18 protein-coding genes are annotated in these 17489 nt (G+C 70.8%); 12 read left to right on the top strand and 6 right to left on the bottom strand.

Translation table 11 applies throughout. The features are described from left to right. Positions 1-55 precede the first annotated feature (55 nt). Both crcB and ACSQ2G_RS01910 read left to right on the top strand, forming a co-directional pair. Positions 56-442, top strand: a complete 387-nt coding sequence (crcB, locus tag ACSQ2G_RS01915) for a fluoride efflux transporter CrcB (protein ID WP_436027838.1) — start codon at positions 56-58, stop codon at positions 440-442. Then, entirely contained in the window at positions 439-1428 is a 990-nt protein-coding gene (locus tag ACSQ2G_RS01910) for an RluA family pseudouridine synthase (RefSeq protein ID WP_436027836.1), read from the top strand. The genes crcB and ACSQ2G_RS01910 overlap by 4 nt, the downstream gene beginning before the upstream one ends. A gap of 33 nt (positions 1429-1461) precedes the next feature. Here the strand turns inward: ACSQ2G_RS01910 and ACSQ2G_RS01905 are convergent, their stop codons facing one another. After that, the gene (locus ACSQ2G_RS01905; protein WP_436027834.1) at positions 1462-2781 is read right to left on the bottom strand and encodes a DUF1501 domain-containing protein; all 1320 of its coding nucleotides are present in this window, start codon (positions 2779-2781) and stop codon (positions 1462-1464) included. Further along, a complete protein-coding gene (locus tag ACSQ2G_RS01900) occupies positions 2778-4160 on the bottom strand; it encodes a DUF1800 domain-containing protein (protein ID WP_436027832.1) in 1383 nt (460 codons plus the stop codon). Before ACSQ2G_RS01900 ends, ACSQ2G_RS01905 begins: the two co-directional genes overlap by 4 nt. A 107-nt stretch (positions 4161-4267) precedes the next feature. Between ACSQ2G_RS01900 and ACSQ2G_RS01895 the strand changes: the two genes are divergently transcribed. The 3 genes from ACSQ2G_RS01895 (at position 4268) to ACSQ2G_RS01885 (ending at position 6979) form a co-directional block, all read left to right on the top strand. Further along, positions 4268-4993: an ATP12 family chaperone protein gene (locus ACSQ2G_RS01895; RefSeq protein ID WP_436027831.1), complete on the top strand. Its 726-nt coding sequence runs from the start codon at positions 4268-4270 to the stop codon at positions 4991-4993. A gap of 8 nt (positions 4994-5001) precedes the next feature. Then, on the top strand, positions 5002-5328 hold the full coding sequence (locus tag ACSQ2G_RS01890) for a YnfA family protein (protein ID WP_436027829.1): 327 nt from the start codon (positions 5002-5004) through the stop codon (positions 5326-5328). Positions 5329-5446: 118 nt separating this feature from the next. Further along, positions 5447-6979: an acyl-CoA carboxylase subunit beta gene (locus ACSQ2G_RS01885; protein WP_436027827.1), complete on the top strand. Its 1533-nt coding sequence runs from the start codon at positions 5447-5449 to the stop codon at positions 6977-6979. 28 nt (positions 6980-7007) lie between these two features. Here ACSQ2G_RS01885 and ACSQ2G_RS01880 read toward each other — a convergent pair whose 3' ends face one another. Next, on the bottom strand, positions 7008-7853 hold the full coding sequence (locus tag ACSQ2G_RS01880; protein ID WP_436027825.1) for an RsiV family protein: 846 nt from the start codon (positions 7851-7853) through the stop codon (positions 7008-7010). 256 nt (positions 7854-8109) lie between these two features. Between ACSQ2G_RS01880 and ACSQ2G_RS01875 the strand changes: the two genes are divergently transcribed. From ACSQ2G_RS01875 to ACSQ2G_RS01850, 6 genes are all read left to right on the top strand, one after another. After that, entirely contained in the window at positions 8110-8502 is a 393-nt protein-coding gene (locus tag ACSQ2G_RS01875) for a hypothetical protein (RefSeq protein WP_436027823.1), read from the top strand. 117 nt (positions 8503-8619) lie between these two features. Continuing rightward, positions 8620-9525 (top strand): polyprenyl synthetase family protein, encoded by a 906-nt coding sequence (locus tag ACSQ2G_RS01870; RefSeq protein ID WP_436027822.1) that lies wholly within the window; start codon positions 8620-8622, stop codon positions 9523-9525. Continuing rightward, positions 9522-10478, top strand: coding sequence for an ABC transporter ATP-binding protein (locus ACSQ2G_RS01865; protein WP_436027820.1), 957 nt, complete (start codon positions 9522-9524; stop codon positions 10476-10478). The genes ACSQ2G_RS01870 and ACSQ2G_RS01865 overlap by 4 nt, the downstream gene beginning before the upstream one ends. Continuing rightward, on the top strand, positions 10475-11677 hold the full coding sequence (locus ACSQ2G_RS01860) for an ABC transporter permease (protein ID WP_436027819.1): 1203 nt from the start codon (positions 10475-10477) through the stop codon (positions 11675-11677). Before ACSQ2G_RS01865 ends, ACSQ2G_RS01860 begins: the two co-directional genes overlap by 4 nt. Before the next feature lie 11 nt (positions 11678-11688). Further along, positions 11689-12162 (top strand): sterol desaturase family protein, encoded by a 474-nt coding sequence (locus ACSQ2G_RS01855; RefSeq protein ID WP_436027817.1) that lies wholly within the window; start codon positions 11689-11691, stop codon positions 12160-12162. A gap of 147 nt (positions 12163-12309) precedes the next feature. Next, positions 12310-12750 carry a hypothetical protein gene (locus ACSQ2G_RS01850; RefSeq protein ID WP_436027815.1) on the top strand — a complete coding sequence of 147 codons (441 nt, stop codon included), beginning with the start codon at positions 12310-12312 and terminating at the stop codon, positions 12748-12750. Between the two features lie 126 nt (positions 12751-12876). Here ACSQ2G_RS01850 and ACSQ2G_RS01845 read toward each other — a convergent pair whose 3' ends face one another. From ACSQ2G_RS01845 to crtY, 3 genes are read right to left on the bottom strand one after another with little or no spacing between them, the layout of a single operon-like run. After that, the gene (locus tag ACSQ2G_RS01845; RefSeq protein WP_436027813.1) at positions 12877-13806 is read right to left on the bottom strand and encodes a phytoene/squalene synthase family protein; all 930 of its coding nucleotides are present in this window, start codon (positions 13804-13806) and stop codon (positions 12877-12879) included. After that, entirely contained in the window at positions 13803-15302 is a 1500-nt protein-coding gene (locus tag ACSQ2G_RS01840; RefSeq protein ID WP_436027811.1) for a phytoene desaturase, read from the bottom strand. The genes ACSQ2G_RS01845 and ACSQ2G_RS01840 overlap by 4 nt, the downstream gene beginning before the upstream one ends. Further along, positions 15299-16486: a lycopene beta-cyclase CrtY gene (crtY, locus tag ACSQ2G_RS01835; RefSeq protein WP_436027809.1), complete on the bottom strand. Its 1188-nt coding sequence runs from the start codon at positions 16484-16486 to the stop codon at positions 15299-15301. Before crtY ends, ACSQ2G_RS01840 begins: the two co-directional genes overlap by 4 nt. A gap of 109 nt (positions 16487-16595) precedes the next feature. Here crtY and folD point away from each other — a divergent pair, with 109 nt between their 5' ends. Further along, entirely contained in the window at positions 16596-17474 is an 879-nt protein-coding gene (gene folD / locus ACSQ2G_RS01830) for a bifunctional methylenetetrahydrofolate dehydrogenase/methenyltetrahydrofolate cyclohydrolase FolD (protein WP_436027807.1), read from the top strand. The last annotated feature ends 15 nt before the right edge of the window (positions 17475-17489 follow it).

The raw sequence follows: 17489 nt of genomic DNA, 5'->3' as shown, positions 1-17489 counted from the left end.
AAACCGGTTTGCGGCGCGGCTTGGCGTTCGCGGCCGCGCGGCGCATAAGGGCGCGATGACCAAACTCCTCCTTGTCGCCGCCGGCGGCGCCTTGGGCTCCGTCGCTCGCTATCTCGTGGGAATCCAGGCCTTGCGCCTGTTCGGGTCGAACTGGCCGTACGGCACCTTCATCGTCAACCTGGCGGGCGGCCTGCTGATGGGGATGCTGGTCGGCTGGCTGGCCCATCGTGGCGACGCCAACCAGGAGCAATGGCGCGTCATGCTCGGTGTCGGCGTCATGGGCGGCTTCACCACCTTTTCGGCCTTTTCGCTGGAGACCGCGCTGATGATCGAGAAGCGCGCCTACGCCCAGGCCTTTACCTATACGACCGCCAGCGTGATCCTGTCCGTGACGGCCGTTTTCGCGGGCCTCTTGATCGCCCGCAGGATCTTTTCGGCATGAAAGAAGTACGTACGATCTATGTGGACGCCGGTGAAGACGGCGTCCGCCTGGACCGCTGGTTCAAGCGCCGCTGGCCGCACCTGAACCATATTCAGCTGAACAAGCTGTTCCGCTCCGGCCAGGTGCGGGTCGATGGTTCGCGCGCCAAGGCCGACACCAAGCTGGCGGCCGGCAGCCAGATCCGCGTGCCGCCGTTGCCCGACGCGCCCGATCCGGCCGACAAGGGCAAGCTGTCGCCGCGCGACATCGCCTTCGCCAAGTCGCTGGTGCTGTACGAGGACGAGGAAGTCCTGGCCCTGAACAAGCCGGCGGGCCTGGCCGTGCAGGGCGGGACCAAGACCACCCACCACATCGACAAGCTGCTGAGCGCCTGGGGCGAGGGCGTGGACCGCCCCAAGCTGGTCCACCGCCTGGACCGCGACACCTCCGGCGTGCTGCTGCTGGGCAAGACCCCCGGCGCCGCCGCGCGGCTGTCCGGCGCCTTCGCCAAACGCCGGGCCCAGAAGACCTACTGGGCCATCGTCGCCGGCAATCCGCACCCCACCGAGGGGGTGATCGAGCTGCATCTGGCCAAGCGGGGCGTCGGCGACCGCGAACTGGTGGTGCCGGCCGAGCCGAAGGATCAGGACGCCCAGCCGGCCGAGACCGAGTACGTCTCGATCAGCCGGGCCGGGCCGCGCGTCACCTGGATGGCCCTGCGCCCGCACACCGGCCGCACCCACCAGCTGCGCGCCCACATGAAGGCCATCGGCCACCCGATCCTGGGCGACCCCAAGTACAGCGACGACAAGTCCACGCCGCTGTCGGAAGGCCTGAAGCTGCAGCTGCACGCCCGCTCGATCATCCTGCCGCACCCGACGGTCGGCACCCTGGCCATCGAGGCCCCGCTCAGCCCCGAGATGAAGGCCGGCTTCGCCAAGTTCGGCTTCTCGGAGGACGAGGCCGAATACGACCCGTTCGCGCGGCGCCAGACCCGGCGTCGCTGAGGCGGCCTCGGCTCGGCGCCGGAGGAAGAACGATCAGACCAGGCCCGTCACGGGCTTGGCGTCGGCGCTGTCGGGGAAGACCCTGGTCTCCAGGGCCCCGCGGTCGACGCCCATGTGATCGGCCAGCACGCCCTTGAACAGGCCGCGCATGTCGAGGGTGGGGCGCACGTCGCGGTTCTCGAACAGGGCCTCCTGCTTCAGGCTGGGCCAGTCGCCGATGATCCCGCCCGGCTTGAGGCCGCCGCCGAGGACCAGGGCGGTCGAGCCGGTGCCGTGGTCGGTGCCGCCCGTGCCGTTGACCCGGGCGGTGCGGCCGAACTCGGTGGCGGCCACCACGACGGTGTTGCGCCATTCGTCGCCGAGGCCGGTGTTCAGCCCGTCGAGCACGGCGTCCAGATAGGACAGGCGGCTGTTGAGCTGGCCGACCTGGCCGGCGTGGGTGTCCCAGCCGTCCAGCGAGATGGCGGCGATGCGCGGCCCGCCCGGCTGGACCATGAACCCGGCCAGGGTCGAGCCCAGCTTGCGCGCCGCCTCGCGCGCCTGGCGCTGGCCGGCGATGGCTTGGGCGCCGGGGGCCACGGCCGGCGGCGCCATGACCTGCGGCGTCCCGGAGGTGTTCACCGCGTTTTTCCACATCGCCTTGGGCGCCATCGATGCGGCGTCGGCCGACACCGGCGTGGGCGTGGGATTGAGCGCGGTCATCGCCGCCTGGGCCATGGCCTCGGTCTCCAGGCCGCGTGCGAAGGCCGGACCCATCAGCGGGTCGGCCTTGTAGATGTCCTGCAGCAGGGTGGGTAGGCGGGCGGTCTCGTCGACGCCCTTGCCCGGCGACCAGCTGGCGGCCTGGACCTTGCCGCGCAGGATCAGCGGCGCGGTGGCGCCCACCGACAGGCCCTCGACCTTCGACGGCCCCATGACCTCCAGCGTGCGGTTCAACCAGCCGGTATTGACGCCGTAGACCTGGGCCGCGCCGGTCTCCAGCACGTCCTGGGCCTCGAAGTGCGAGCGGGCCCGGTCGGGACTGGCGATGGCCGGGGCGATGCGGGCCTGGCCCTTCAGCGCCAGGGCATGCACCGACTCCAGGGCCGGGTGCAGGCCGAAGGTCCCGTCCAGCTTCAGGGCCTGGTCCGGTGTCACCGCCACCGCGCCGCGCAGGGCCGCGTAGTCGGGATCGCCGACCGGCGGGCTGACGGTCAGGCCATCCATGCCGCCCCGGCAGATGACCACCACCATCTTGCGTCTGGCCATCGGCCCGTCTTCGGCGGCGAAGGCCGAGCCGCCCAGGAAGCTGACGGAAACGCCCAGGCCGGCGGCCTGGGCCAGGAGCGAGCGACGCGAAATCGGGGCGTTCATCGGCGTTGGAACTCCGGGCTCATCAACAGCAGGGCCATGGCCTCGCGGCGGGTCTCGGCCCGGGCCACGGCCTTGGCGACCGACGGGCTCAGGCGCGCGCCCAGGGCGGTCTGGGCCAGCAGGTTGGGATCCAGGCGGTCGGCGACCACGGCGGCGAAGCCCTCGCTGAACCTCAGACGCTTGATCAGGGCGTCGGGCGCGCACCAGACCTGAGCCTCGTCGGCCCAGCCCTTGGGGGAGGGGGCCGAGAACGGCTTCTGGCCCAGCCCGGTCAGCACCGGCGCCAGCTTGTCGATCCCCGACGGTTGGGCGTCCACGGCCCGCCAGGTCGAGATGGCGAACTCGTAGGGGGTCTTGAACTTGGCGGCCGCGGGCTCCCAGGCCTCCGGGGCGGCGACCAGGGCGCGGGCCAGCTCGTCCAGACGACCGCCGCTGTCGAGATAGGTCTTTTGCAGCCGGGCCACTAGGGCTGGCGGCGGCGTGTCGCTGACGAAGTGGGCGGCCAGCTTGATCGAGACGTGGTGGGCGGTATGAGGGCTGGCGGCCAGGTCGCGCATCACCGCCAGGGCCTGGGCCTGCCCCTCCTGCGGATAGCGCCGGCCCATCACCGTCCGCGCGCCGGGCTCGTGGGCGTTGTCGCGGAACAGGAACTGGTGCGGGACCGGATCCTGCGGCCGGCCGACGCTGAAGCCGGTCATGGCCCGGGCGAACTCAGTGACGTCGGCCTGCCTGTAGCCGGCGTCGACCCCCACCGTGTGCAGCTCCATGATTTCGCGGGCCAGGTTCTCGTTCAGCCCGCCGGCCTTCTTGCCGTTCTTGCGCTGGTAGGCCGCGGCCCTGCTGTCGGGACCGACCGATTGGGCCTGGTCGAGATAGAGCAGCATGGCCGGATGGGTGGAGGAGGCGATCAGCAGGTCCTCGAACCGGCCGAAGACGTGCGGTCGGATGGCCTCCTGCTCGAACGGTCCGGCCACCGAGGTGACGGCCAGGCTGGTGGACGAGACGGTGAAATGGTTGGCCCAGAACAGGGCCCAGCGCTCGCGGAACGCGGCGTCGGTCGTGGCGGCCAGCCGGGCCCGGGCCAGGAAGTCGTCGCCGGCCTGGTCGCGCAGGTCCTTCTGGAGGTCTTTGACCGGCGGGCTCTTGGGATCCCCCATCGCCTTGGCGTCGCGCTTCTGCATCTGATAGTCGGCGACCTCGGCCAGGCGCTGGGCCGAGCCTTCGCCGCCCTGCGGCTGGTCGGCGCCTTCGGAGCGGATCTGGGCGGTCAGGAAGCCGCGCGGGTCGTCCCGCGCCGCGTCGATCTCGCCGGGGCGCGCGCCCAGGCCGAACCGGGTCGCGGCGATGGCCGCCATCATGTCGTTGGAAGGCAGGCTCACGCCGCTACTCTCCCTTGCATCGCCCGCTCTTGCCTTGGGCGCGTTGATTGCTCATTCAACGGCCTGAAACCGATGTTTTGATGTCTGGACTGAAAAGAAGTTCCGCCTTGGTCGACAAGCCCGATCTGCTGCAACGTCCCCGCCGCTTCTACAAGATCGCCACGGCGGGGGCCGTGGACGGTGGTTTCGCCGTGCTGCTGGACGGCCGCACGCCCAAGTCGCCGGCCAAGTCGCCCCTGGTCCTGCCGAACCAAGCCCTCGCCCAACTGGTCGCGGCCGAATGGGAGGCCCAGGTCGGGGTGATCGATTCCACCGCCATGCCCGCCACCCGCCTGGCCTTCACCGCCATCGACCGGATCCGCGAAACCCGCGCCGAGGTGGCGGCCGAGGTCGCGGCCTACGCCGGTTCGGACCTGCTGTGCTACTGGGCCGACCATCCCACGCCCCTGGTCGAGCTTCAGAAGCGCGACTGGGGCGCCCTGCTGGACTGGGCCAGGGCCGAACTGGACGTTCACCTCAAGCCAGCCTCAGGCGTGATCCACACGCCGCAACCGCCGGCCGCCCTGGCCACCGTCGAGGCCCTGGCCCTGACCCTGGACGACTTCGCCCTGGCCGGCGTCGCCTACGGCGCGGGCCTGTTCGGCTCGACGGTCCTGGCCCTGGCCCTGCGCGCGGGCAAGGTCACCGGCCGCAAGGCCCTGGACCTGTCGCGGCTGGAGGAGATCTTCCAGGCGCAGACCTGGGGACAGGACGCAGAGGCCGCCGCCCGCGCCGAGGCCCTGGCGGTCGAGGCCCAGGTGCTGGAGCGCTGGTTCGCCGCGCTGCGGCGCTGAGGGGCGCGATGAGAACCCTGGTCCTCTACGTCCTGGCCGCCGCCTGCGAGATCGGCGGGTGCTACGCCTTCTGGCGCTGGCTCAAGCAGGGCCAATCGATGCGGTGGGCGGTGGTCGGGATCGTGGTCTTGGCCGTGTTCGCCTGGCTGCTGACCCGGGTCGACAGCCCGGCGGCGGGGCGGACCTTCGCGGCCTATGGCGGTCTCTATATCGCGGCCTCCCTGGTCTGGATGCGGGTGGTGGAAGGCCTGCGGCCGGACCGCTGGGATCTGGCCGGGGCGGCCGTGTGCCTGCTCGGGGCCGGAATCATTCTCTGCGGTCCGCGCGCCGCCTAGGTGAAGGTCGAACGCGCTCAGGGCGTCCAAGGGAGCCTTGCCACGGAAAGCTCGCGCCATTAGGGCTCGGCCCATAAGGTGGAAAAACCGCCCAGTGAAAGAGCAGGGGAGCGTCCGCGTGCAGCATATTCTCGAGGAACTGGATCGTCGTCGCGATCACGCCCGGGCCGGCGGCGGCGAGGGGCGGGTGGCGGCCCAGCACGCCAAGGGCAAGCTGACGGCGCGGGAACGGATCGACCTGCTGTTGGACGAAGGCTCGTTCGAGGAGTTCGACATGTTCGTCGAGCACCGGGGCACCGAGTTCGGCATGGCCGAGCAGAAGGTGCCCGGCGACGGGGTGGTCACCGGCTGGGGCACGATCAACGGCAAGGTCGTCTACGTCTTCTCCAAGGACTTCACGGTGTTCGGCGGCTCGCTGAGCGGGGCGCACGCGGCCAAGATCGTCAAGGTCCAGCGCCAGGCCATGAAGGTGGGCGCGCCGATCATCGGCCTGTTCGACGCGGGCGGAGCGCGCATCCAGGAGGGCGTCGACAGCCTGGCCGGCTATGCCGACATCTTCCTGGAGAACGTCATGGCGTCGGGCGTGATCCCGCAGATCAGCGTGATCATGGGCCCCTGCGCCGGCGGCGACGTCTATTCGCCGGCCATGACCGACTTCATCTTCATGGTCCGCGACACCAGCTACATGTTCGTGACCGGGCCGGACGTGGTCAAGACCGTCACCAACGAGGTGGTCACAGCCGAGGAGCTGGGCGGGGCGCGGGTGCATGCGGCCAAGTCGGGCGTGGCCGAGGGGGCGTTCGACAACGACCTGGAGGCCCTGACCCAGGTGCGCCGGCTGGTCGACTTCCTGCCCGCGTCCAACCGCCAGCCCGCCCCCGAGCGCCAGAGCTTCGACGATCCCTATCGCGCCGAGCCCAGCCTCGACAGCCTGATCCCCTCCGATCCGGGCAAGCCCTACGACATCAAGGAGCTGATCCTGAAGATCGTCGACGAGGCCGACTTCTTCGAGATCTCCAGCGAGTGGGCCAGGAACATCGTCTGCGGTTTCGCCCGCATGGACGGGACCAGCGTCGGCGTCGTCGCCAACCAGCCCCAGGTGCTGGCCGGGGTGTTGGACATCGACTCCTCGCGCAAGGCCGCCCGCTTCGTGCGGTTCTGCGACGCCTTCAACATCCCGATCATCACCCTGGTGGACGTGCCCGGCTTCATGCCCGGCACCAAGCAGGAGTACGGCGGGCTGATCAAGCACGGCGCCAAGCTGCTGTTCGCCTACGCCGAGGCCACGGTTCCGAAGATCACCCTGATCACCCGCAAGGCCTATGGCGGGGCCTATGACGTGATGAGCTCCAAGCACCTGCGCGGCGATTTCAACTACGCCTGGCCCACCGCCGAGATCGCGGTCATGGGCGCCAAGGGGGCGGTGGAGATCATCTTCCGCCAGGAGGCCAAGGACCCGCAGGCCCTGGCCGCCCGCGAGGCCGAGTACAAGGACCGCTTCGCCAACCCGTTCGTAGCCGCCTCCCGCGGCTATATCGACGACGTCATCATGCCCCACGGCACCCGCAAGCGCATCGTGCGCGCGCTGAAGAGCCTCAAGGGCAAGCAGCTGTCCAACCCGTGGAAGAAGCACGACAACATCCCGCTGTGAGGCCTCGTCTGGCGGGAGAGGCTTGGCCTTACTTCAGGTCCATCCTCACGCTCAGCGTGCCGTCCGGATTGCCCGGCGACTTGGGGGCGCCGCCGAACGCGCCGGCATAGGCTGGGGCCAGCAAGGCCTGGAACGTCGAAGCCGGGACGACGACCTCGTAGTCGCCCTCGGAATAGGGGCCGACCACATAGGGGTCGATCAGCGCCGTCAGCCCGCCGATCCTGCCGGAAATCGTCGAGGGGGCCAGGACCAGCACCGTCTGGTTCCACTTGGGGCAGGCGAACATGTCGTTGAGGGGCGTGGCGCCGGCGCGATGGGTCTTGGCCTGGACCACGGCGTCGCAGATCGCTTTGTCGAGGATGGCCATATCGGCGTCCGGCCGGAACAGCGCGTTGGGCTGGATCTCGCGGTTGGCGGCGCCGTCCCAGATCAGGGCCGAGCCGCCGTGGTTGGGGTGGGCGCCGCCGGTGTCCTCGAACCACAGGGCGCGCAGGCCCACCAGCGGCGCGCTGTCGGCGGCCAGGAACCACTGGCTCTGACGGGCGTAGGGCCGCCAGGGGAACTTGCCGTCCGAAGCCTTGCGGTCGGCCGCGGCCTTGGCGGCGAAGGTTTTCAGGCCGGCGGTTTCGCGGTCGTAGAGCAGGGCGTGCAGGGCGGGATGGCTGGCGATCTCGGCCGGCAGGCGCAGGGCGACCTTGGCCGCCTCGTCGGACTGGTCGAAGCTCAGGGGCCGCGCCATCGGCGCGGGCGCCGCGGCCTTCGGCGTGGTGACGGACGCTTCGACGGGCGCCTTCGGCGGCGTGGCGGGTTTGCGCTCGCAGGCCGCCAGCGCGACGACCAGGCCGAGGACGGCGAAGGCTTTCATGGACAGCATGGACATCCCTCCTGAACGCCGCCCTCGCCGGCTGGCTCCACCCTGCCTGGCACAACCCGAGCCGTCCATGCGCGCTTTGCCTGGCCCGGCCCCCGTCGCCATCCGGCGCGAACAGGGTTAGATCGACGGCGGACCAGGCGAGGGACGGAGCATGAAGCAGCGGGGATCATGGTTGTTGCTGGCGACGAGCGCCGTGTTGCTGGGCGCTTGCTCGACCCTGGGTCCGGCGCAGGAACCGGCGACGGCGCCGGTTGGCATGAAATGGAACGCGTTCGCCACACCCGACGCCGAGCAGCGACTGGCCTACGGCCTTCCCGACAGCGACGTGGTCGGCATCATCTTCTCGTGCCGCCGCAACACGACGAGCGTCGGCTTCTTCACCAACCTGGCCGACGGCAAGCCGGGGTCCGGGACGGTGCGCTTTCGGTCCGGCAAGGCCCAGGGACGGTACGCCGCCACGCTGACGGCCTCCGAGATCACCGACGGCCTGGACGCGATCGGGCGAATCCCCCTGGCCGATCCGGTGCTGGCCGCGTTCGAAAAGACTGGCCTGATCAGCCAGGTCGAGGACAAGGCCTATCCACAGGACGCGCGCACGCCGGCCGAACGGGCGGACATCAAGCGCTTCTTCGGCTTCTGCCGGGGCTGACCGACGCCGATGGCGCCATCCGGGGCCGGGCGCGGAGCTTTCGGTTGACGCCCGCCGGGGGCGCACTTCAAATGCCCCCGCCCGCGTCGGGGTGGACAGCAGGTCGCGACCCGCGAAATGGACGACCACGCCGCATTTTTGCAGAGAGTCGAGGCCCTGCGCGCCGGGGTGGACCGGCGGCTGGCCGAACTGGCGCCGGCCGTGGGCTCGGCGCCCGACCGCCTGGTCGAGGCGGTGCGCTATTCGCTGCTGGCTCCGGGCAAGCGCTTCCGCCCGATGATGACCCTGCTGGCCGCCGCCGAGTTGGGCGCGCCCGAAGGGGCGGCGCTGGACGCGGCCTGCGCGTTCGAGATGATCCACGCCGCTTCGCTGATCCTGGACGACCTGCCGTCGATGGACGACGCGGGTCTGCGCCGGGGCCTGCCGACCATCCACCGGGCCTTCGACGAGGCCACGGCGATCCTGGCCGGGGTCGGGCTGCTGAACCAGGCCTATGCGGTGATCGCCGCCGACCAGGGTTTGCCGGCGCCGTTGCGCGCCGATCTGGCCGGCCGCGCGGCCCAGGCCGTGGGGTTCTCCGGCCTGATCGCCGGCCAGGCCCGCGACCTGTTCGACCGCGACCAGCTGCGCGACCCCGCGGCGCTGGACCGGCTGAACCACGAAAAGACCGGCGTGCTGATCATCGCCGCCGCCCAGGGCGGGGCGCTGGTGGCCCAGGCGACCGTGGGGGCTCCCGAGGCGGCGGTCGAGGCGATGGGCGTCTTCGCCCGCCATGTCGGCCTGGCCTTCCAGATCCGCGACGACCTGATCGACGTCCAGGGCTCGCCCGAGGCGGCCGGCAAGGACGTCGGCAAGGACGCGGCCATGGCCACCGTGGTCTCGACCCTGGGTCCGGCGGGCGCCCGCCAAGTCATGGAGGAGCACCTGGCCAAGGCCTCCGCCGCCCTGGCCCAGGTCGGCTGCGGCGACCTGCTGGGCCGCTATGTCGGCGAGCTGTTCGCCCGCCGCAAGGCGGCGGCGTGACCGCCGAAACGGTTTCGCCGGCCCCCATCGTGACGGTCGGCGGCGTGGTCCACGCCTATGGCGGCCAGCCCGTGCTGCGCGGTGTCGACCTGGCGCTGCGCCCCGGCGAGATCTACGCCCTGCTGGGTCCGAACGGGGCCGGCAAGACCACCCTGATCCGCGCGATCTGCGGCCGCATTCGGCCCGACGGCGGCGCGGTGCGGCTGAACGGCCGCGACCCCGCCCGGATCCCCGCCGCCCGCGCCGGACTGGGCCTGGTCCCGCAGGAGATCGCCCTCTATCCGAACCTGACGGTGGCCGAGAACGTCGAGACCTTCGCGGTGCTGGCCGATGTGCCGCGCGCCGGCCTGGCGTCGGCCGTGGCCCGCGCCCTGGCCCTGACCCGCACGACCGATCGCGCCCAGGTCCAGGTCAGGCATCTGTCGGGCGGCTATCAGCGCCGGGCCAACATCGCCGCCGCCATCGTCCACCAGCCCAGCCTGCTGATCCTCGACGAGCCGACGGTCGGGGTCGACCAGGACGCCCGCGAGGCGTTGGACGCCGTGATCCGCGGGCTGCGCGACCTGGGCGTGGCGGTGCTTATGACCACCCACGACCTGGACCAGGCCGGAGCCCTGGCCGACCGGGTGGGCTTCCTGCGCGAGGGCGAACTGGTGCTGGAGGGCGCGCCCCGGACCCTGGTCGCCGAGGCGTTCGGCGCCCGGATGGAGATCCTGGTCCATCTGGCCGAGGCGGTCGCCGCCGATGACGAGGTCCACCTGACCGCCGAGGGGCTGGAGCCCACCCACCGGCCGACCGTCTGGACGCGGCTGGACGCCGACGGCTATGCGGCGGCGGGCCGGCTGGACAAGCGCCTGCGCCAGGCGGGGCTGATCCCGCGCGAGATCCGGGTGCGCGAACCCTCGCTGGCCAACCTGTTCGCCCTGGTCGCCGACCGGAAGCAGGCGGCGTGAGGCGGTCGGCCTGGAAGATCGCCGCCATGGTGCGGGTGATGGCGCTGGACCTGTGGCGCGACCGCGGCGCCCTGCTGATGACTTTCCTGCTGCCGCCGCTGGTGTTCCTGATCTTCGCCTCGGTGTTCGCCGGGACGACGGGCGACGCCATCCAGCTGAAGCTGGCGGTGGCCGACACGGCCCGTACGGCGGATTCGGCCCGGCTGGCGGCGGCGCTGGTTCGCTCGGCCGAGGTCCGCGCCGAGATCGCGCCGACGGCGGCTGAGGTGCGGCGGCGGGTCAAGGCCGGCCAGGCCGACGCCGGCCTGGTGATCCGCGCCGACCCGGCCTCGGCCGACAAGCCGTTCCTGATCGTCGCCGATCCCAGCCGCGCGGTGGCCGCGCCCCTGGCCCAGGCCCGCGTGCAGCAGGTGCTGGCCGACGCCCTGCCGGACGTCACCCTGCGCCGGACGATCACCCAGCTGGAGCCCGCCCTGGGCGGCTTCACCGACGAGCAGGTCGAGAACGCCGACAGCGCCGCGGCCCTGATGCGCCAGGACCCGACCCACGACGACGGCGGCTTCTTCGAACGCGAGGCGGTCAAGGACGCCAAGGTCGGCGGCGGGGTGATCGCCTATTACGCCGGGGCGGTGATGATCCTGTTCGCCCTGTTCTCGGCCATGCAGGGGGCGCTGGGCCTGATGGACGAACAGAGCACGGGCGTGGCCGACCGCCTGCTGGCCGGCACGGCGGGCATGGGGCCAGTGGTCAGCGGCAAATTCCTGTTCCTGGTCGGGCAGGGGACCGTGCAGGCCCTGCTGATCTTCGCCACCGCCCAGGTCGTCTACGGCGTGACGGCGATCCAGCGCGCGGGCCTGTGGCTGCCGACCACCCTGGCGGCCAGCGCCTGCGCGGCGGGCGTGGCCCTGGGGCTGGTGTCGGTGTGCCGCACGCGCGAGCAGGCCCAGATGCTGTCGACCTTCGTGATCCTGGTCCTGGCGGCGATCGGCGGCAGCATGGTGCCGCGCTTCCTGATGCCGCCGTGGCTGCAGGCGGTGGGCTGGTTCACCCCGCACGCCTGGGCCATCGAGGCCTACCAGGCGATCCTCTGGCGCGACGCCGGGGTCGGGGCGGTGTATAAGGCCTGGTGCGTGCTGACCGCCGCCGGCCTGGCCGGCCTGGCGCTGGCGCACGTGCTGGCGCGCCGCATCCGGCGATAGACGGGAAGACGATGGCGACCCTTGGTCTGCACCTGGCCCTGTTCCTGGCGGCCCTGGCCTTCATGGAGGGCTTCGCCTGGGTCATGCACCGCTACGTGATGCACGGCTGGCTGTGGGCCTGGCATCGCTCGCACCACGAGCCGCGCACCGGGATCTTCGAACTCAACGACCTGTTCGCGGTGGTGTTCGCCGCGCCGGCCATCGTGGCCATCTATTTCGGCGCCAACGGGGTTCCGTGGCTGCTGCCGATCGGGCTGGGGATCACGGCGTACGGCGCGATCTATTTCGTGTTCCACGACGGCATGGTGCACCGGCGGTTCAGGGTGCCGGTGGGCAAGTCGCGCTACTGGAAGCAGCTGATCCAGGCCCACCGGATCCACCACGCGGTGCACACCAAGGAAGGGGCGGTGTCGTTCGGATTCCTGCTGGCCCGGCCGGTGCGGGAGCTGAAGGCGAAGCTGCGGGCGCGGGGTGTCGACGCCTAGGGCATCGTGCGGAAAAGTGGCAGCCGGTTTTCCGCAAAACGATGCGAAAACAAAAAGCTAGAGCCGGTCGCGTGATTCTTATATCGCGCGACCGGCTCTAGGCAAGACAAGCGCAACATGTCCGTCGGCGCTCCTGGGGAGGGGGCGATGACCGAGAGAACGATCAAGACGCCTTGGCATCTATGGCTGGTGGGCGTCGTCGCCGTGCTGTTCAACAGCATCGGCGTTTTCGACTTCGTGATGAGCATGACGCGGGGCGCGGCCTACATGGCCAGCGCCGGCATGACCCCCGAGCAGATCGACCACTACCAGCAGATGCCGGCCTGGATGACGGTGGACTGGGCCGTCGGGGTGTTCGGCGCCTTGGCGGGCTCGGTGCTGATCCTGCTGCGCCACCGGCTGGCCTGGCCGGTGCTGGCGGTGTCGCTGGCGGCCTTCCTGCTGAGCCTGGCCTACACCTATCTGCTGACCGACGGCGGCAAGATCATGGGCCAGCAGATGGCGATCACCAGCGCGGTGATAGCGGCGCTGCTGGCGTTCTTCGTCGGGTATGCTTGGTGGATGACCCGGCGCGGGGTGTTGCGGTAGGGCCGCCGTTCCAGATCCTCCCCCTATGGGGGAGGCGGCCGAAGGCCGGTGGGGGGAGTTTGCGGAACCGGCCGATTACGCCCCTCTCCGTCGGCTGCGCCGACACCTCCCCCACAGGGGGAGGACCTATATCCGCGACCACATCGCCGGCCGTTCGGGCGGCGCGCCCCAACGGTCCAGCGTCGCCGAGCGCAGGGCCACGACGCCGCCTTCCAGCGCCCGCCAGGCCTTCATCCGGCCGCTGACCACCACCCGCTCGTCCCAGGCGCCGGAACCGGCCTTGACGACGTCCAGCCCGATCTGCCGATAGACCCCGCGCGCCGCGCCGATCGCCCAGGCGCAGCGGACCGGCAGGTCGCGCAGGCCCCAGCGGGCGGACGCGTAGTAGGGCTCGGCCGCGTCGACCAGGCGTCGCGCCAGCGCCGCCACGGCTCCGCGGTGGGCCGGATCGGCCACGGCGTCCTTGGGCACGCCCAGCTCGGCCAGCCAGTCGCCGGGAACATAGACCCGGCCGTTGCGGGCGTCCTCGACGATGTCGCGGGCGATGTTGGTCAGCTGGAAGGCCAGGCCCAGGTCCTGGGCGCGGCGCAGGGTGGGCAGGGCGTGCGGCTTCACGCCCATGACCAGGGCCATCATCGTCCCGACCACGCCGGCCACGCCCCAGCAGTATTCCAGGAGCTCGTCCAGGGTGGTGTAGCACCGGCCGGCCACGTCCATGGCGAAGCCGTCGATCATGTCGAGCGCGTAGCGTTCGGGAATGCCTCGCCGCAGGGCCACGGTCTGGAAGGCGGCGAACACCGGATCGGTCGGGGTCTCGCCGGCCAGGGCGGCTCGGGTCTGGGCGTACAGCGCCTCTAGTCTGGCCGGGGCGTCGGCCACCGGGCTCATGCCGTGGCCCAGGGTCTGGCCGTCGATCACGTCGTCGCAATGGCGGCACCAGGCGTACAGCATCTCGGCGTCGGCCCGGGTCTGGGCGTCGAACAGGGCCGCGGCCGCTGCGAAGCTCTTGCTGCCCTTTTGGATCGCCTCGCGGCTCTGTTGCTCCAGCGCGCTCATGCGGGGACGTAGTCGTCGATCATCAGCCCCGCCGTCGCCTTGGCCGAGCCGACCACGCCGGGGATGCCGGCGCCCGGGTGGGTCCCGGCCCCGACGAAATAGAGGTTGGGAATGACGTCGTCGCGGTTGTGGGTGCGGAAGAAGGCGCTCTGGGTCAGGATCGGCTCCAGCGAGAAGGCCGCGCCCTGCCAGGCGTTGAGGTCGGTCACGAAGTCGTCCGGGGTGATGAAGCGGCAGGTGACCATGTCGGCGGTCAGGCCGGGGATGTAGTGCTTTTCCAGATAGGCCAGGATCTTGTCGCGGTATTTCGGCCCCTCGACCGCCCAGTCGATGTTGGCGGTCTTCAGATTGGGCACCGGCGACAGGGCGTAGAAGGCCGAGCAGCCGTCCGGGGCCATCGACGGATCGCTGGCGGTGGGGTGGTGCAGATAGAGCGAGAAGTCGTCGGCCAGGCCGTCCTTGCCGTAGATCTCGCCGATCAGTTCGCGATAGCGGTTGCCGAAGCAGATGGTGTGGTGGCGGATCTCGGGATGGGTGGTCTTCAGCCCGAAATAGACCACGAACAGCGACGGGCTCCAGCGCTTGGCCTCCAGGGCCTTGCCGACCTTGCGGCCGCGCGGATCGTCGGCCAGCAGGGCGCGGTAGGTGTGCATGACGTCGGCGTTGGAGGCGACCGTGTCGAAGGCCTCGAACTGGCCGTCGGCGCGGATCACCCCGGTGACCCGACCGGCCTTGGTGGTGATCTTCTGGATCGGCGCCGACAGATGGATCGTCCCTCCCAGATCCTGGAACAATTTCACCAGCGCCCGGATCAGGGCGTGGGTGCCGCCGCGCGGAAACCAGACGCCGCCGCGCCGCTCCAGCGCATGGATCAGGGCGTAGATCGACGAGGTGGCGAACGGGCTGCCGCCGACCAGCAGGCTGTGAAACGACAGCGCCTGGCGCACGTGCTCGTCCTTCACGAAGCCGGCGACCTTGTCATAGACGCTGCGCCAGGCCTGCAGCTTCATCAGGGCAGGGGCGTTGGACAGCATGGCGCCGAAGTCGAGGAACGGCACGGCGCCCAGCTCGACATAGCCCTTCTGGTACAGCTCCTCGGAATAGGCATGGAAGCGGCGGTAGCCCTCGACGTCGGCGGGGTTGCGGGCGGCGATCTGGGCGTCCAGCTTCTCCTGGTCGTTGACGTAGTCGAAGACGTCGCCGTCCTCCCAGACCAGGCGATAAAAGGGATCGACCGGCAGCAGCTCGACATAGTCCTCGATCTTGCGGCCGCTCAGCGCGAACAGCTCCTTCACGCAGTCAGGGTCGGTGATCACGGTCGGGCCGGCGTCGAAGGTGAAGCCCTCGTCATGCCAGACATAGGCCCGGCCGCCCGGCTTCTCGCGGCCCTCGAAGACGGTGACGTCGAAGCCCGAGGACTGCAGGCGGATCGCCAGGGCCAGGCCGCCAAATCCCGCGCCGATCACGGCGGCTTTCGGCTTCGGGGTCGTCGTCATGCGTCTTGTCCTCCGAACACCGAGCGTTCGTCGATGCACTTGATGGCCGCCGAGATCGGCACGGGCGGCTTGCCGATCAGGATCCGCGCCTTGTCCCACCGGCTCAGCCGCGCGGCGTAGAAGCGCTGGATGAGGCCGGGCGACAGGCGGTAGAAGCGCTCCAGCACCTTGTAGCGGTCTTGCGGCGCGCAGGCGCGGAACAGCATGCGGTTCAGCAGCCGCAGGAAGCGTCGCCGCCGCCAGACGGTCTTGGACTGGGCCTCGACGCAGGCGCGGACGCTGGCGCTGGTGACGCGCGGCAGGGCGGCCACGGCTTCGGCCAGGCGGGCGGCGTCGGGCAGGGAGTAGCCTGTGGTCGGCTGGAACAGGACAGCGCGCAGGCCGACCTCGGCGACGTGGGGCGGGGCTTCGCGCCAGTAGGCGTCGATGTCGCCGCCCAGGGCGATGGGCAGGATGCCGTCCTCCTCGCGCTCGATCGCGGCGATGGTCCAGCCCTGGTCCGCGGCGTAGGCGGCGATGGCGCGGCGCAGGGCGGGCCGGTCCAGGGCCGGGCCGTCGCTGTAACGGGTGTCCTCGATCAGCAAGCGGGTGTCGTCCAGCGGCAGGACATAGACGAAGCGGTAGCCGTCCTCCTGCGAGACCGTGGCGTCCATGATGATCGGCCGGGTCAGGCCGTGCGGAGCGGTCAGCCGCACCCCCTGGCCGACGAACTTCTGGTAACCCAGGGCCAGGCTGGAGCTCCTGCGCGGGCCGCGCCCGTCGATCACCGCCCCGGCCACGACGGTCCGGCCGTCGGCCAGGGTCACCTGGTGCGGATTGACGTCGGAGACGCTCGCCGACAGCCAGGCGTCGGCGCCGAGGGCCGCGCCGACCACCTGGTGCAGGCGCTCCGACGTGATGGCCAGGTAGTCGGTCGGCAGCTGCCGCCGGTGGCCAGGAAAGCGAACCTCGTAGCCCGACCAGCGGTGGACGATCAGCGGCCGCAGCCAGCCGGCCTCGACCGCGTCGACGTCGGTGGCGAAGTGGCACCAGGTGTGCTCGCCGCCGATCGTCGCGCCCTGTTCCAGCAGGATCACGCGCAGCCGCGGCCGCAGGCTCTTCAGCCGCAGGGCGATCAGGCCGTTGGCCAGGCCGCCGCCCACCAGGACGACGTCGGCGCGTTGGGTCGGGGACGCGGGGACCATGCTCCGCCTCTAGCATGATTGGACAAAGCTCAAGCGACTTCCTGTACGCGGCCGTGCGTATTGCGTGGCGTCCAGGGAGACGTTAGGCACGCGCAAACGGGAGACGCCCATGTCGCAAGCCAGAATCATCGACGGCAAGGCCTTCGCGGCCCGGTTGCGCGAGCAGGTGGCCGCCGAGGTCGCCGACCTGAAGGCCCAGCATGGCCTGACGCCGGGCCTGGCCGTGGTGCTGGTCGGCGAGGATCCCGCCAGCCAGGTCTATGTGCGCAGCAAGGGCGAGCAAACCCTGGCCGCTGGCATGCATTCCGAAACCCACCGCCTGCCGGCCGAGACCTCGCAGGCCGAGCTGCTGTCGCTGGTCGAGCGGCTGAACGACGACCCGGCCATCCACGGGCTGCTGGTGCAGTTCCCTGTGCCCGACCATATGAGCCAGGCGGCCATCGTCGCGGCGATCTCGCCCGACAAGGACGTCGACGGCCTGACCGTGACCAACGCCGGGCGCCTGGCCAGCGGCCTGCCGGCCCTGACCGCCTGCACCCCGGCCGGCTGCATGGTGCTGCTGAAGGACGTGGTCGGCGATCTGAGCGGTAAGCGGGCCGTGGTGGTCGGGCGCTCCAACCTGATGGGCAAGCCGATGGCCCAGTTGCTGCTGGCCGCCGACTGCACCGTCACCATCGCCCATTCGCGCACCCAGGACCTGGCCGCCGTCTGCCGCGAGGCCGACATCCTGGTGGCCGCCGTCGGCCGGCCGCAGATGGTCAAGGGCGACTGGATCAAGCCGGGCGCCACGGTCATCGATGTCGGCATCAACCGCATTCCCAAGGAAGACGGCAAGACCCGGCTGGTCGGCGACGTCGACTTCGAGGCGGCCAAGGCGGTCGCCGGCGCCATCACCCCGGTGCCGGGCGGAGTGGGGCCGATGACCATCGCCATGCTGCTGGCCAACACGGTCGCCGCCGCCAAGCGGCTGAACGGGATCGCGGACTAGCGGCCTGATCGGTTC

This window comes from Caulobacter sp. LjRoot300, from assembly GCF_964253875.1.
Lineage (GTDB): Bacteria > Pseudomonadota > Alphaproteobacteria > Caulobacterales > Caulobacteraceae > Caulobacter.
Note: the sequence above shows the minus strand (reverse complement) of the source record. Positions and strands in the feature narration are given on the sequence as shown.